The sequence below is a fragment of the Advenella sp. S44 genome, assembly GCF_002810445.1.
Classification (GTDB): Bacteria; Pseudomonadota; Gammaproteobacteria; order Burkholderiales; family Burkholderiaceae_B; genus Advenella.
Map to the genome: position 1 here is coordinate 1,376,837 of NZ_NEXS01000003.1, position 14,715 is coordinate 1,391,551.

A 14,715-nucleotide genomic window follows, 5' to 3' on the forward strand; every position below is an offset into this window, starting at 1 on the left:
TGCCAGCCCAGGCTTTATCGGCAACGCATGCTCCGTGGCCCAGTGGGCTAGTCGCCCATCATTGGCTGGCAAATCGCAATACGATCTGTTTTATTGCCATCCGGTGGCCGGTCGCGTTTTCACGCAAACCCACTAATGAGCAGGCTGCGGATAAATCAAATACGATCCATACGATCGGTTTCGTCGCCATCTATTGACCGGCAGCGTTTTGCTGCAAGCTCGTCAATAAACGCGCTGCCCGTCATTGTTCGATAAAAAATGCGCTGGGCGTCCGGCTAGCAAATCCAGGCGCCCCAATATCAGTCATCTGCAGGCTATACAGAAAACGGGGCGTTGCACCCCGTTGTGTAGCAGCAAAGCTTACGTAGCCGCTTTTTCCTTCAATATGCTGTAAAGCTGATCCTTCAGGTGCAGTTTTTCTTTTTTCTTCTTCTCTATTTCAGTATGCTTTTGACTGAAATCCTGCGTTTCCAGGTTCTGTAATTCCTGATCCAGATCGTTATGTTTCTTGAAAAGTCGCAAGAAGTTGGCGTCTTCTTCTTTGAGGCGGGAAATTAAATCACGATATTCAGGGAACATACCGACGACCTCCGTCTGTTGTGGTTTGGACAATTCATTATACAGACAAAGAATGCCGCACCTCAAATTTCCGGTGCGGCATAATTTATTCAATAAAAACAGAATGTTACGAAATAGATTGGCTTATTCTGCCGGTGGAGGGGGGCGTCTGTGCGTCACTGCCGCGGTCTTGCTTTTGTCATTTAAATTGATCGCCGCCGGAAACAGATCCCAGATGGCGATAAACAAGGCGGCGATGAGCGGGCCAATGACAAAGCCGGTCAGGCCAAACAGCGACAGGCCGCCGAGCGTGGAGATTAGGACCAGGTAATCCGGCATTTTCGTGTCTTTACCAACCAGTAGCGGGCGGAGAATATTGTCTGAAAGGCCAATGACCATGAAGCCGAAAAGAACCAGGATGATGCCGCTCCACAAATGGCCAGTGATCAAAAAGTAAACGGCGACGGGCAGCCAGACAAGGGCAGCGCCAACTGCAGGCAGGAGCGACAGAAAGCCCATGACCACGCCCCACAATAAGGCGCCCTGAATGCCCAGGATCCAGAAAATCAAACCACCAAGTACGCCTTGCACGGCGGCAATAACCACATTGCCCTTGACTGTCGCGCGCACCACTGTATTGAATTTTTGAAACAGAAACTGCTTGTGATCATCGTTCAATGGAATGAGGTTTTTGATTCGATGCGTCAGTGCCGGACCATCTTTGAGAAGGAAGAACAGCAAATACAGCATGATGCAGAATTCAATCAGGAATGCAAAGAAGTTCTGGCCAATATCAAGCGCCCGTGTAGCCAGATACTTGCTGGCTTGCATCATTCCCGAGGAAATTTTGGCATAAAGAGATGACAGGTTATAAATTTCAAATCGTGCAAGAAAATCTCGAACCGACTCTGGCAGGGCGTCGGATACCTGCCTGATGTACTCAGCGATATTGAACTGGCCTGACTCGATACGCTGGTACAGCATGATCGATTCATTAATGAGTGAGACGGAGATCAGAATCAGCGGAATAATGGCGATCAGCAGACAAATGATGAGCGTTATAATCGACACGGACGTATTTCTGCCGGGCAGTCGTTCCAATATCCACACTTGGAGCGGACGAAAGAGCACCGCCAGCACAATGGCCCAGAAAATGGCGCCGTAAAAGGGCACGAGCAGTCTAAGGAATGCGAGCGAGACTGCGATCAGAATGATGATGAACGTGTTGAAGTAAATGTTGGAGCGGTTCAGATTAGCCATAATGGTGCGTAACCACAAATTAGGATGATGCCCATTCTAGATGATTTTTTTCTGAATCAAAGACTTATTCTTTACAATGTTTGCAAATAGGTGATTAAGGTAACTAACCCATGCAGCAATTGAAAGCAAAATTGACATTCGGTATGGTGGCCGCCGCTGTGACGCTGGCTGGATGCTCTACGGCGCCGCCAAAAAATGCGGAAGATCTGTGCGAGATATTCAGAGAAAAACCACAGTGGCACACGGCAGCGCTGGACATGCAGGCCAAGTGGGGCGTGCCAATACCGGTGCCTTTTGCGATGATGTATCAGGAGTCTTCGTATCGACATGATGCGAAACCGCCTAAAAATTATTTGCTGTGGTTTATTCCATGGGGACGTGTCAGTTCTGCGTATGGATACGCCCAGGCCAAGGACGAAGTGTGGGGCGATTACGAGCGGGAAAACGGCCACAATGCCAGTCGTGATAACTTTGAAGACGCTCTGGATTTCATGGGTTGGTATATGTCGAAGGCGCAAGTACTCAACGGCACTTCAAAATGGGACGCTTACGGTCAATACTTGAATTACCACGAGGGCTGGGGCGGCTATCGCAGGCAGACCTACCAATCCAAAGCCTGGCTTATGCGCACGGCCGAGATCGTCAGGGAACGGGCTGCCCGTTACACGGCTCAGTACAACCAATGCCAGGCTCAGTTGATGTAATGCCGGGGCCTGGCAGCCCGACACACGGGCGGGCGGCCCGCGTTTGTAGCAGATACTGAGGCTTTGTCGCGGTTTGCGCCACACGCAGGTGGGCGGCCTCAGGTTGCGGCGGATGCCGAGCCGTTTTGTGTTTTACGCCGCCAAACCAGGATCGCATAGGCGATCACGCCGGCAATCAGCCCCCAGAATGCAGATCCGACGCCGAAGAACGAAACGCCAGAGGCCGTCATCAGAAACGTGATAACGCCAGCTTCCCTTTCGGACTCCTGGCCAATGGCGCCTGCCAGTCCCGAAGAAAGCGCGCCTAGCAGCGCCAGCCCGGCCAGCGATGCGACAAAGGTTTCAGGTATGGCGACAAACAAAGTCGTGACTACCGTCGCAAAAAGGCCAAAAAATATATAGAATATGCCACAAATGATGGCCGCCACGTAACGTCGTTGATGGTCCGGGTGACATTCCGCTCCGGTGCAGATTGCTGCTGTGATCGCCGCCAGCGTAGTGCCGTGCAGGCCGAAAGGCGCAAACAGGATCGTAGAGATACCGGTCGTGGTAATGAGAGGGGAAATGGGCGTATGGTGATAGCCGCTAGTTTGCAGAACCGCCACGCCAGGGGCGTATTGCGAGGCGAGCGCCACAAACGCCAGTGGAATACCCACACCGACAAGGGCGGATACCGATAGCGCAGGCATGGTAAATTCGGGAATGACAAAGCTAAAGCTGAGTACCTGTGTATTGAGTTGACCCAGGACGATGCAAACCACAATGCCGGTCAGCAAGGCTGCCAGCACGGCGTATCGGGGTATCAGGCGCTTGGTAATCAGGTAAGCCAGAATAATGGGCAACACCAGTTTGGGCGCCTCTTGCAGAGCGACAAACAAGTGTGCACCAAAGACAAAAAGAATGCCAGCCAGCATGCCCGAGACGATGCTGCGCGGCACATGCTGCATCACACGAGAAAACAGGCCGCTGACGCCGAGCAGCACAACCAGCACTGCCGCAAATATATACGCGCCAATCATGTCGTTGTAGGAGTACTGGGGCAGCGCATCGATAAGCAGCGCGGCGCCTCCGGTGGAAAAGGCGCAGACAATGGGCGTGCGATAACGGATACTGAGCCACAGGCCGCAGACGCCGCTGGTAATGGACATGGCCCATATCCAGCTGGTCAGTTGTGATTGGCTCAGGCCGCCGACTTTTGCAGCCGAAATAATAATGGCCACGGGTCCGGTCAGAGAGACCAAGACGGTAATCAGGCCTGCTACGAACGCCGAAGTGGAAAAGTCTTTTTTGAAATGTTGCCAGGCGTTCATAACCACACCGAAAAGGAATCAGTGCAAATTATGCGGCCTGATGAGGCCGACGGCAATCCCTTCGATGGCAAAATCATTTTCATCGGAAACCACAATGGGGGCGAAATCGTCGTTTTCCGGCAGCAATTCGACAACACGGCCCCTGCGGTTAAAGCGTTTGACCGTGACTTCGTCATCGATACGGGCAACGACAACCTGGCCGTTACGCGCATCGGGCGTGCGTTTCACCGCCAGTAAGTCGCCATCCATGATGCCGATGTTCTGCATACTTTGTCCCTTGACCGTGAGCAGATAGTCGGGTTGTTGCGCAAACAGGGAAGGATCTACGGACAGTTCGCGATGAATATGTTCTGTGGCAAGAATTGGACTGCCGGCTGCCACTTTACCGACCACCGGCAGTATGAGCTGCCGCAGGCTGTCTGCCAGAGATACGCCTGCGCTGGCAGGTGAACTACCGGCCCCCGGCGCTGGAGATTCTGCGTCTTCAACCAACCGGATGCCACGCGAAGCGCCCGCGGTAAGCGTGATGGCACCTTTGCGGGCCAGCGCGCGCAAATGATCTTCCGCTGCGTTCGGTGACTTGAATCCCAACGCCGCCGCAATTTCTGCGCGGGTCGGTGGAAAACCGGTACGGTCTACGGCGGCCTTGATCAGATTCAGAATTTCCTGCTGACGCGCGGTAAGTTTCAGGCTCATGATTCTCCGAATGGCAAGTGACACATCATAAAAAACGGACTGTATGTATATACAGTCCGTATTCTGACGTATTCACCGGCGGTTGGCAAGCGTTTTCAGTAACAAATCGCCTGAGGGCCGCGGATTCTATCGTTGTGGCTTACAGTACGTTTGCGATTGCCTTGACCACGCTATCGATATTGCGGTTATTGAGCGCGGCCACGCATATGCGGCCACTGTTCACAGCATAGATGCCGTGCTCAACGCGCAGGCGTTCCACCTGCTCTTTGGTCAGACCTGAATACGAGAACATACCGCGCTGGGACATAATAAAACTGAAATCCTGCTTGACGCCAGCGGCATTCAACTTGTCTGTGAGCTGCTTACGCATATCACGGATACGTTCACGCATTTGCGCCAATTCGGTTTCCCACAGGTCGAACAGTTCGGGCGTATTGAGAATCTGCGCTACTACCATGCCGCCGTGCGTGGGCGGATTCGAATAGTTGGTGCGGATAACGCGTTTGATCTGGCTGAGCACCCGCGTGGCCTCGTCCGGGCTGGTGGTGACAACAGTCAGGGCGCCAACACGTTCGCCATACAGTGAAAAAGATTTGGAGAACGACGAACTGATGAACATGGACATGCCAAGATCTGCGAACAGGCGCACTACTGCGGCGTCTTCCTGCAAGCCATCGCCAAAGCCCTGGTAGGCGATGTCCAGGAACGGAACCAGATTGCGTTCTTTGACCAGTGCCGCGATCTTTTGCCATTGTTCCGTGGTGGGATCGACACCGGTAGGGTTGTGGCAGCAGGCATGCAGCACAATGATGGAGCCGGCCGGCATGGCCTTGACCGCTGCGGCAAAGCCGTCAAAATCCAGGCCATGGCTGGCAGCATCGTAATAGCTATAGGTTTGTACGTTGAACCCGGCGCGCTCGAACAGCGCGCGGTGATTTTCCCAGCTTGGATCGCTGATATAAACCGTTGCATCCGGTTGCAGCGTCTTGAGAAAATCGGCGCCGATTTTCAGCGCGCCTGTGCCGCCCAATGCCTGGAAGGTGAGGGCGCGTCCTTCGGTCAGCACGGCTGAGTCTTTGCCAAATAGCAGCTCCTGCGCTCCTTTATTGTAATTGCCGATGCCTTCAATGGGCAGGTAGCCTCGGGCCGCATGCGCCTGAACGCGCTGTTTCTCGGCTTCCTGAACTGCCTTGAGCAGAGGAATTTTGCCATTATCATCGTAATACACCCCTACACCCAGGTTTACCTTGGTATCGCGGGTATCAGCGTTGTATTGTTCGTTCAGACCCAGGATCGGATCACGGGGGGCGAGCTCGACGGCATTGAAAAGAGTGGTCATCGTTTATTAAGGAAGGTAAGGTTGCAGGAAAGGTCAATTAAAGTGGATAATGAATGATTGTACGCCTAAATCAGTGCCAATTTAACCCTGGATGCACAATCTATGAGCAAAGCCGGATTTCTCGAATTTGCCGACAGCCCCTTTCAGTTATATCAGCCGTATCCGCCGGCCGGCGATCAGCCAGCCGCCATCGAAGCCCTGACGCAGGGGGTCGATGATGGCCTCATGTACCAGACACTGCTCGGCGTTACCGGCTCAGGCAAAACCTTCACCATGGCCAATGTCATAGCCCGTCTCGGGCGACCAGCGCTGGTGCTGGCCCCGAACAAGACCCTGGCGGCCCAGCTGTATTCGGAGTTCAGGGAGTTTTTCCCGCGCAATGCGGTTGAGTATTTTGTGTCTTACTACGACTACTATCAGCCCGAAGCGTATGTGCCCACGCGCGATCTGTTCATTGAAAAGGATTCATCCATCAACGAACACATCGAACAGATGCGTCTGTCGGCAACCAAGAGTCTGCTGGAGCGGCGCGACACGATTATCGTGGGCACGGTGTCCTGCATTTACGGTATTGGTAACCCGGGCGATTATCATGCCATGGTGCTGGTTTTGCGCACGGGCGATCGCACACCACGCCAGGAAATCCTGGCGCGTCTGGTCTCCATGCAATACGAACGCAATGATATTGACTTTACCCGGGGCACCTTCCGCGTACGCGGCGAGGTCATCGACATCTTCCCGGCCGAAAGCGCCGAGCTGGCGGTACGGCTGAGTCTGTTTGATGACGAGCTCGAAAGCATCGACCTGTTTGATCCCCTGACCGGCAAAATTCGCCAGCGCGTTCCCAGGTTTACGGTTTACCCAAGTTCGCATTATGTGACCCCGCGCGACACCGTATTGCGTGCGATTGAGACTATCAAGGAAGAGCTGCGCGATCGCACCAAATTCTTTGTGGACAATAACCAGTTGGTCGAGGCGCAGCGGATCGAACAGCGCACAAGGTTCGACATCGAGATGCTGCAGGAGCTGGGTTTTTGCAAGGGGATTGAAAACTACTCCCGCCATTTGTCCGGCGCCGCGCCCGGCGATCCACCGCCCACGCTGATCGATTATCTGCCACAGGACGCGCTCATGTTCTTTGACGAGAGTCACTGGATGATGGGGCAGTTACGCGCCATGTATCGCGGGGATCGTTCGCGCAAGGAGACTCTGGTGCAGTTTGGTTTTCGCCTGCCTTCGGCAATGGATAACCGGCCGCTGAAGATGGAAGAGTTCGAGCAACGCGTGCGGCAGAGCGTCTTTGTATCGGCCACGCCCTCTGATTATGAGAACGAGCATTCCGACAACGTGGTGCGGCAAGTGGTGCGTCCGACAGGCCTGGTCGATCCCATGGTCGAGGTGCGCCCTGCGCTCACGCAGGTGGACGATCTGCTGGGTGAGGCCAAATTGCGTATTGCGGTGGGCGAGCGGGTGCTTGTGACTACGCTGACCAAGCGCATGGCAGAGGATCTGACTGATTATCTGACCGAAAGCGGCATGAAGGTGCGTTACCTGCATTCGGACATCGATACGGTAGAACGGGTCGAGATCATTCGTGATCTGCGCCTGGGGCATTTCGATATTCTGGTCGGTATCAACCTGTTACGAGAGGGATTGGATATTCCCGAGGTGTCGCTGGTGGCCATTCTGGACGCAGATAAAGAAGGCTTTTTGCGTTCCGAGCGCAGCCTGATCCAGACCATTGGCCGTGCGGCAAGGAACCTTAACGGCAGAGCCATCCTGTACGCCGATCGCATTACCGATTCCATGCGGCGCGCCATGGAAGAAACGGAAAAACGCAGAAACTTGCAGATTGCATTCAATACCGAACACGGCATTGTCCCGCAAGGCGTGCACAAGTCGGTGCGCGAAATGATTGATGGGGTAATTCAGGATGCGCCGGAAGCGCAGACTGCAGAAGATATCCGCCTTGAGTCATTGCTGGTTGATGAAAAGGCGCTGGCCAAAGAGATCCGTCGGCTGGAAAAACAGATGCAGGATCACGCTCGCAATTTGGAGTTCGAGCAGGCTGCAGCTGCCAGGGATCAGCTAACCCGTCTTAAGGAAATGGTCCTGCTGCGCTAGTACGGGCAAATGAAAGCATGTCGGTGCCCATATTTCACACAAGTATTGAATAATTTATTCAGGTGAGTCTGACGGCTTAAGCTGTCTATAAATCAGGTTATGATACAGTCCGTTTTTCAACAAGTTCGATATGACAAAAAATGCGTGTGAACTCTTTCAGTAAACAATTCATTGCGCTCATTGCCATTGTGACGGTGCTGAGTGTCATTATTGTCGGATATATCGAGCAGCAGGTCGTGGAAACCGTTGAGCAGCCGGTTCCCGCCAAGCAGGCTGCAGAAGAAAAACACAACGAAGCGCTGATCAATTCGCTGACCAATATGACGCAGAGCGTTCGCTTTCCATTGAACGAGAATGCAATCATGTACACCGGATATATTTTGGGTGCCGGGTATTCGTCTTATCAGTTTCGGGCGTTCAAAGACCAGAAACTGAAAGTCAATTTGAAAGGGGATGCGTCCATCGATCTGGCGCTATTTGGCCAGGAAGCTTATTCGCTGCAGCGAGATGTTGAATATATTATTCCCTCGGAAGGACTGTACGAGTTAAGGGTTCTGTTCAAGACTGATATGGAAACGCGCCAGGAACAGGCCGCGATCGCCCATAAGGCAACACCCGTTCCTTATACCATTACGATTAATCTGCATTGATCCGTTCAAACGGCCGCTGTAGTAACCGCGCTCGTACCAGCGCAGTGGCGCTTTGGGGAAAGGGTAGTACGATGGCAGTGGACGGCGCAAGCTGATATCGCGATTGTCGCCATCTAAATGCAAAAACAGGGGCTCTTGCCCCTTTTCTTATGTCTGTTTGCTGCGAATACTACTTGGCAGTCTCTTTCTCGCCACCCAATGCCTCGACCAGTGCACCCAGCAATCCCGCCAGCTCGGCCGTCATCAGGGTCATGTCCGCATCGAAGCGTTCTTCGTCATCCATGGCGGACAAGTCCTGGTTCTCTTTAAGGATATCCAGTGGCGCGATACGTTTGATGATTAAGTTGTCGCTCAATACAAATGAAATGCGGTCCGACCAGGTAAGCGCCAGCTTCGTGCATTGCTTGCCCGATTGGATATGCTTTTGTACGTCTTCCTTTTCGGGACTCTGGCGAACGTAACGAATGGTCGCCTTGTTCTCGGATGACGACTGCAGCTCGGTATCCTGATCGATTGAAAACATCGCCGGCGCCTCGTCGGCCAGCAACCATTCAGTCATGGCTGCAGAAGGCGATTGTTCGGTATACAGGCTTTTAAGCGGCAACGGGTCTATGACTTTGGCCAGTGCGCCGATCACTTCGTCTGCCTTGGTGGCAGAAGCGGCATCAATCACCAGCCAATGGTTCACCGGATCAATCCACACCCGCGTATCGCGAAATATACTGAATGCCTTGGGCAGCAGCGTATCGGTAACCTGCTCCTTGATTTCACGCATTTGCTTGCGGCCAGGCTTGTATCCTTGCTGCTCTTCAATTTCCTGTGCGCGGGCACGAGTAAATTGGTTAATAACAGTGGCGGGCAGCAGTTTTTTTTCAGTGCGCAGAGACAGCAGGTACTGGCCGCCAAGGGCGTGAGCAAGGAAACCGTTTTCCCGGGCAGGCACCCAGCCCATGCTATTCATATCCGATTTGTTGCCAGGAACGAAAGCGGCTTTTGCCAGCTTGTCTTCAAGCTCGTCCTGCGTGGGTTTCCAGTCGGCAGACAGCCGGTAAACGCTCAGATTCTTAAACCACATACTTTTACGCCAAAAGCATTAATTGTACCGGCTATCGTTAAGGCAAGTGGTCCGGTAGGCTGCTGGTTACCGTAAAACTTTGCGTCTTCGAGCCATGTCGCAAGCCGGCAGCCGGTCGTGGTCGGGCAGCGGGCACCTGGCCAGGCTGGTCGCGCCCGGCCGATCGTTTGGGCCACGGGGCGGGCAAAAGGAATCTATACATCCGCCTGGGTCTTTATGCCAGTCATTCAATATGTGAACGCGTTGGTAAAAACCAAAAAAAACCTGCCCGGAGGCAGGTCAATACGGGTTTCAGCGCTGCAAAAAACTTTCGGGGTGCAGCACTGACAATGCTGACGAAACATCAAAAGGGGATTGAAGCTTGTCGATTCGTCACCATTAGTATTGGAATATAGAGCCTGGGCTCTGACAATGTCCTGAATCGTGTTGGTAAAGAACACACAACAGGATAAAAAAAGCAGAAAATGTGAATTTACTGGCTAAATATACAGTATAATTTAATGCGATAATACTTGTTTATCACAATGTATAGGATAACTATGAATAGGCCACTATGAATACGATATCCGGACAAATCGCTGTAACGCCGTGTTTTGCATTGTAGCGGCTCGCTGTTGCCTGGTGCCAGCGCCTGCGACCATCAGGTGGAACGCAAACCCTGAGCGTTGTGTGCCTGGCGCAGTTTATTGATGTGACCGGTAGCGGGGCGATTTTACGTCAGGCCAGGCCTGCGTAAAATTGCAGTTACGGTATTCACGTCTTTCTTCGAAAGCAGTTTGTCTATATATTGCGATATCAGGTTTCTCTATTCAGTCACAAGGACCCTCCATGGACGACAAGCAATCCAAAGCAGCCCGCGCCGACCGCGCCAAGGCACTCACCGCAGCACTCTCTCAAATTGAAAAGCAGTTCGGCAAAGGCTCCGTTATGCGCTACGGCGATAACGAAATCTCCCACGATATCCAGGTCGTATCCACCGGCTCACTTGGGCTGGACATCGCGCTGGGCGTGGGCGGACTGCCTCGCGGTCGCGTCGTTGAGATCTACGGTCCGGAATCGTCCGGTAAAACAACGTTAACGCTGCAGGTCATTGCCGAAATGCAGAAAATCGGTGGCACCTGCGCGTTTATTGATGCCGAGCACGCGCTGGACGTGCAATATGCCTCCAAGCTGGGGGTTAGTCTGGAAGACCTGCTTATTTCCCAGCCGGATACCGGCGAACAGGCGTTGGAAATTACCGATGCGCTGGTGCGCTCCGGATCCGTCGACCTGATTGTTATTGACTCGGTTGCTGCTCTGGTGCCGCGCGCGGAAATCGAAGGGGACATGGGCGACAGCCTGCCGGGCTTGCAGGCCCGGCTCATGAGCCAGGCCCTGCGTAAACTTACGGCTTCCATCAAGCGTACTAACTGCATGGTCATTTTCATCAACCAGATTCGCATGAAAATCGGCGTCATGTTCGGTAGTCCCGAAACCACGACTGGCGGCAACGCCCTCAAGTTCTATGCTTCTGTCCGTCTGGATATCCGACGTATCGGTTCCATCAAAAAAGGCGATGAAGTGGTCGGTAACGAAACCCGTGTCAAGGTGGTCAAGAACAAAGTATCGCCACCGTTCAAGCAGGCGGAGTTCGACATCATGTATGGTGCAGGTATCTCCCGCGAGGGCGAGATCATCGATCTGGGTGTGCAGGCAGGTGTCGTAGATAAGGCGGGTGCCTGGTATAGCTACAGCGGAACCCGCATTGGTCAGGGTAAGGACAATGTCCGTGAATACCTGAAAGAACACAGGGAAATGGCTGTGGAAATTGAAAACCGGGTACGTGAGAATATGGGCATTATTGCGCGCGCCCAGGAATTTAAGGCCGATCCTGAGGATGCTGCTCAGGCTACGGAAGCCGATGAGTGATTTTTCCCAAGAGCAGGGCAGGCGTGGCCCAGGCCGCAGTCTGCTTGCTCGTGGCATTTCGTATCTATCCAGGCGCGAGCATTCGGAATACGAACTTAGAAAAAAGCTTGCCCCCTACGCGGAAAGTTCCGATGAGCTTGACGCAGTCATGTTTCGCCTGAAAAAGGAAAACTGGCAGTCGGACAGTCGTTTTCTGCAGGCCACCGCAAACGTCACCGCGCAAAAATGGGGGACGGCTCGTATCGCCGCCAAATTGCGGCAACATCAGCTTTGCGATGAACAAGTCAATGCCACGCTTCAAAGTCTGCAAGGCTCAGAACAGGAGCGTGCCAAAGCCGTGTGGGAAAAAAAATTCAAGGGGCAGGGATATACCACGCCCCAGGAATATGCCAAACAAGCCCGTTTTTTGTTAGGCCGGGGGTTTTCGCCCGATATCGTCAGGAAGGTCATTCGGTCTGCATCAGACGGTTTTGCGTCAGATGATTCTGCATCAGACGGTTTTGCATCCGACAATTCCCCATATGACGGTTAAATGACGGTTAACTCAGGCAATTGACCCGCCGAGATTAACGTGGGCAATTTGTGGGGAATTCTTCGGGCTATTTATTCGGATCCTTCACTCGGGCAAGTGACCCGGGCGAGCGACTCAGCCAAGTGACTCGGTCAACTGGCCTAACCAAGCAACTTGCGTAAGTTATTCAAGAAGCCCCGAATATAGCGGCCTGTTAGTGCCTGCATTCATCCGGGGTTGCTTGCTCTCTTTCAATTTTGCTTCGCGCCAATCGGGTCTGGCCCTTTTTTTTATAGTTTGGGCCGTCGATATCCACCGGGAACGCCGTTGGGGGAGAGCACAAACTGCCATAGCTGGTTGTCCCGCGCCCGAAAGGAACCTGCGCAAATCAATAAGTAGTACCGCCACATGCGATAGAAACGTTCAGAGTATTGTGGCGCATGTTTTTCCCAGTGTCGTTCAAAATTGGCGTGCCAGGCCATCAGGGTTTTATCGTAATCAGCGCCGAAGTTATGCAGGTCTTCAATCAGGAACAGGCCTTCTGTATGATCGGCGACCTGACCAATGACCGGGATTTCACCATTCCGGAAAATATACTTGTGTATCCATGGATCTGGATCGTGGTCACGAATCCGTCCGCCAATGGAATGCATCAAAAATAGTCCGTCATCCTTCAGATTCTTGCGCGCCGCTTCAAAATAGGTGCGGTAATTTTTGCGGCCTACGTGTTCAAACATGCCCAGGCTGACAATGCGATCATATTGCCCGGTCAGGTCACGGTAGTCCTGGAGCTCAAACTTGACCGGCAGTCCTTCGCACATTTTCTGTCCATATTCGGCCTGTTCCTTGGAAATAGTTATTCCAGTACATTGAACACCGTATCGCTCTGCGGCAAAGCGCATAAAGCTTCCCCAGCCGCAACCAATATCCAGAACGGTCATTCCTGGTTTAAGTTCCAGTTTCTGGCACACCAGATCCAGCTTGGCTTCCTGTGCCTCGTCCAGGGTACTGGCGGCATCCCAGTAGCCGCAAGTATAGGTCATCCTGGAATCGAGCATGTCTCGGAAAAACTCGTTGCCTAAATCATAGTGCTTTTGACCGACTTCCCAGGCCTTGGACCTTGTCTGGTTGTTCACAAATCGAGCGCGCATGACATGCCAGAATGTAGAAGCGGTTTTGACTTTGTCGTCGATACGGTGTGTTAGCAAGCGCGTGATCATTTCGTCGATCTGGTCGCACTCCCACTGGCCGTCCATGTAACTTTCACCAAGGCCCAGGCTTGCCTGGGCCAGAATGCGGTCTGCTGCTCGGTTATCCGTGAGACGCAGGTCCCACGGTGCATCTCCGTTGATCGTTACCCCTGCCATTGCAGCAAGTTTGCTCAGATGATCCACGGATGCTGAATGTTGACTACCCACGGCCATTTCCCTCTGCTCCTGTCTTTTCGAGAATCACACAGAAATAATTACGACACGCTACAACATAGAAAAAATTGATGTTCTTGCGATTAGCAATATTTTTTCCCTAAAGGAAATATATATCCAGGGCTGCCCGGTTTGCAACCCACAAATCCATTAGCGTATGCATTTAACAACTATAGGCAATCTACCGGCTCATGCCATGCGAATTCCAGCCAAATGTCGGAACGACGTTTCCCTGGCTAGTTCGACAAATGCCTGAATATAGGGTGTCTGACGATCTTCCGTGCGAATGGCTGCATATAGCGTGCGCCAGATTCCCGGGGCTTCGCCCAGATGTACAATCCTCAGCCAGTCCTGTGCCTGATATTCGGTGAGCGCCCAGTTCGGTAGTGCGGCTACACCGCGATTGCTATTGACCAGTTGGATGATCATGGGGGTGAGTTCCGATTTGCGTATAGAAGCCGGTTCCACGCCGGCCGGATCCAGAAACGCCGTGAAGATGTCCAGTCGCTCTTCTTCCACAGGATAAGTAATCAGCACCTGGTTACTCAGGTCGGCCGGCTTGATAAAGCGCTTGCGGGCCAGCAGGTTGTCGGCCGCGACTGCCAGCACCAGTTCATATTTGAACAGCGGGACGTATTCCACCGACTCATCGGGTATGGGGTCTGAGGTAATGACCAGGTCAAGGTCTCCGCGCATCAGCGCAGGAATGGGTGCAAAGGAGAATGCAGCGGACAAGTCAAGCGAGATGTCCTGCCACTGCAACCGAAACGCATCCAGCGTGGGCATCAGCCACTGAAAACACGAATGGCACTCGATAGCCAGGTATAAGCGGCCCGTGCTGCCTGAGGCCAGTTTTTGCATTTCCCTTTCCGCGCTGCGTATACGCGGTAGGACCTCGTCGGCCAGAGTCAGCAGGCGTAAAGCTGCAGTCGTAAAGCGGGCAGGGCGGGTACGGCGATTAAGCAGATTCAGATCCAGCCTGCTTTCCAGTTCGCGAATTTGATGCGAGAGGGCCGATTGTGTTACGGACAGGCGTTCGGCGGCATCTTGCAGGTTACCGGCTTCACGAATGGCGGTCAGCGTTTCAAGATGTTTAATTTCAATCATGGTAATTTTGGCCTGCGTGAGAATTTTTCATTTATTAGGATCATATCAA

At 53.0% G+C, this 14,715-nt stretch carries 13 protein-coding genes; 5 read left to right on the forward strand and 8 right to left on the reverse strand.

Annotated elements, in window-relative coordinates; genetic code table 11:
* Window positions 1-360: 360 nt before the first annotated feature.
* Both CAP48_RS10420 and CAP48_RS10425 read right to left on the reverse strand, forming a co-directional pair.
* A complete protein-coding gene (locus CAP48_RS10420; protein ID WP_100696199.1) occupies window positions 361-579 on the reverse strand; it encodes a YdcH family protein in 219 nt (72 codons plus the stop codon).
* 123 nt (window positions 580-702) lie between these two features.
* Window positions 703-1,818 (reverse strand): AI-2E family transporter, encoded by a 1,116-nt coding sequence (locus tag CAP48_RS10425; protein WP_100696201.1) that lies wholly within the window; start codon window positions 1,816-1,818, stop codon window positions 703-705.
* A 110-nt stretch (window positions 1,819-1,928) separates the two neighbouring features.
* On the opposite strand from CAP48_RS10425, the gene CAP48_RS10430 reads away from it, so the two are divergent.
* The gene (locus CAP48_RS10430) at window positions 1,929-2,522 is read left to right on the forward strand and encodes a hypothetical protein (protein WP_100696203.1); all 594 of its coding nucleotides are present in this window, start codon (window positions 1,929-1,931) and stop codon (window positions 2,520-2,522) included.
* 98 nt (window positions 2,523-2,620) lie between these two features.
* Here the strand turns inward: CAP48_RS10430 and CAP48_RS10435 are convergent, their stop codons facing one another.
* The 3 genes from CAP48_RS10435 to CAP48_RS10445 all read right to left on the reverse strand — a co-directional run bounded on the left by CAP48_RS10435 (window position 2,621) and on the right by CAP48_RS10445 (window position 5,867).
* Complete coding sequence (locus CAP48_RS10435) at window positions 2,621-3,832, reverse strand: benzoate/H(+) symporter BenE family transporter (protein ID WP_100696205.1); 1,212 nt, start codon at window positions 3,830-3,832, stop codon at window positions 2,621-2,623.
* 18 nt (window positions 3,833-3,850) lie between these two features.
* Complete coding sequence (gene lexA / locus CAP48_RS10440) at window positions 3,851-4,528, reverse strand: transcriptional repressor LexA (protein WP_100696207.1); 678 nt, start codon at window positions 4,526-4,528, stop codon at window positions 3,851-3,853.
* Window positions 4,529-4,667: 139 nt separating this feature from the next.
* Window positions 4,668-5,867, reverse strand: coding sequence for an amino acid aminotransferase (locus CAP48_RS10445; protein ID WP_100696209.1), 1,200 nt, complete (start codon window positions 5,865-5,867; stop codon window positions 4,668-4,670).
* Window positions 5,868-5,969: 102 nt separating this feature from the next.
* On the opposite strand from CAP48_RS10445, the gene uvrB reads away from it, so the two are divergent.
* Window positions 5,970-7,991 carry an excinuclease ABC subunit UvrB gene (gene uvrB / locus CAP48_RS10450; protein WP_100696211.1) on the forward strand — a complete coding sequence of 674 codons (2,022 nt, stop codon included), beginning with the start codon at window positions 5,970-5,972 and terminating at the stop codon, window positions 7,989-7,991.
* A 140-nt stretch (window positions 7,992-8,131) separates the two neighbouring features.
* Window positions 8,132-8,641 (forward strand): hypothetical protein, encoded by a 510-nt coding sequence (locus tag CAP48_RS10455; protein WP_100696213.1) that lies wholly within the window; start codon window positions 8,132-8,134, stop codon window positions 8,639-8,641.
* Between the two features lie 169 nt (window positions 8,642-8,810).
* Here the strand turns inward: CAP48_RS10455 and CAP48_RS10460 are convergent, their stop codons facing one another.
* A complete protein-coding gene (locus CAP48_RS10460; RefSeq protein WP_100696215.1) occupies window positions 8,811-9,716 on the reverse strand; it encodes a recombination-associated protein RdgC in 906 nt (301 codons plus the stop codon).
* Window positions 9,717-10,544: 828 nt separating this feature from the next.
* Here CAP48_RS10460 and recA point away from each other — a divergent pair.
* On the forward strand, window positions 10,545-11,624 hold the full coding sequence (gene recA, locus CAP48_RS10470) for a recombinase RecA (RefSeq protein ID WP_100696219.1): 1,080 nt from the start codon (window positions 10,545-10,547) through the stop codon (window positions 11,622-11,624).
* Entirely contained in the window at window positions 11,617-12,156 is a 540-nt protein-coding gene (gene recX, locus CAP48_RS10475; protein WP_161495233.1) for a recombination regulator RecX, read from the forward strand. Before recA ends, recX begins: the two co-directional genes overlap by 8 nt.
* A 269-nt stretch (window positions 12,157-12,425) precedes the next feature.
* Here the strand turns inward: recX and cfa are convergent, their stop codons facing one another.
* Both cfa and CAP48_RS10485 read right to left on the reverse strand, forming a co-directional pair.
* Window positions 12,426-13,559 carry a cyclopropane fatty acyl phospholipid synthase gene (gene cfa / locus CAP48_RS10480; RefSeq protein WP_100696223.1) on the reverse strand — a complete coding sequence of 378 codons (1,134 nt, stop codon included), beginning with the start codon at window positions 13,557-13,559 and terminating at the stop codon, window positions 12,426-12,428.
* 189 nt (window positions 13,560-13,748) lie between these two features.
* Window positions 13,749-14,666: a LysR family transcriptional regulator gene (locus CAP48_RS10485; protein WP_100696225.1), complete on the reverse strand. Its 918-nt coding sequence runs from the start codon at window positions 14,664-14,666 to the stop codon at window positions 13,749-13,751.
* Window positions 14,667-14,715: the final 49 nt, after the last annotated feature.

Coding starts and splice junctions, on each gene's coding strand:
- CAP48_RS10420 (WP_100696199.1), bottom strand. CDS start 579: ATGTTCCCTGAATATCGTGATTTAATTTCCCGCCTCAAAGAAGAAGAC.
- CAP48_RS10425 (WP_100696201.1), bottom strand. CDS start 1,818: ATGGCTAATCTGAACCGCTCCAACATTTACTTCAACACGTTCATCATC.
- CAP48_RS10430 (WP_100696203.1), top strand. CDS start 1,929: ATGCAGCAATTGAAAGCAAAATTGACATTCGGTATGGTGGCCGCCGCT.
- CAP48_RS10435 (WP_100696205.1), bottom strand. CDS start 3,832: ATGAACGCCTGGCAACATTTCAAAAAAGACTTTTCCACTTCGGCGTTC.
- lexA (WP_100696207.1), bottom strand. CDS start 4,528: ATGAGCCTGAAACTTACCGCGCGTCAGCAGGAAATTCTGAATCTGATC.
- CAP48_RS10445 (WP_100696209.1), bottom strand. CDS start 5,867: ATGACCACTCTTTTCAATGCCGTCGAGCTCGCCCCCCGTGATCCGATC.
- uvrB (WP_100696211.1), top strand. CDS start 5,970: ATGAGCAAAGCCGGATTTCTCGAATTTGCCGACAGCCCCTTTCAGTTA.
- CAP48_RS10455 (WP_100696213.1), top strand. CDS start 8,132: ATGCGTGTGAACTCTTTCAGTAAACAATTCATTGCGCTCATTGCCATT.
- CAP48_RS10460 (WP_100696215.1), bottom strand. CDS start 9,716: ATGTGGTTTAAGAATCTGAGCGTTTACCGGCTGTCTGCCGACTGGAAA.
- recA (WP_100696219.1), top strand. CDS start 10,545: ATGGACGACAAGCAATCCAAAGCAGCCCGCGCCGACCGCGCCAAGGCA.
- recX (WP_161495233.1), top strand. CDS start 11,617: ATGAGTGATTTTTCCCAAGAGCAGGGCAGGCGTGGCCCAGGCCGCAGT.
- cfa (WP_100696223.1), bottom strand. CDS start 13,559: ATGGCCGTGGGTAGTCAACATTCAGCATCCGTGGATCATCTGAGCAAA.
- CAP48_RS10485 (WP_100696225.1), bottom strand. CDS start 14,666: ATGATTGAAATTAAACATCTTGAAACGCTGACCGCCATTCGTGAAGCC.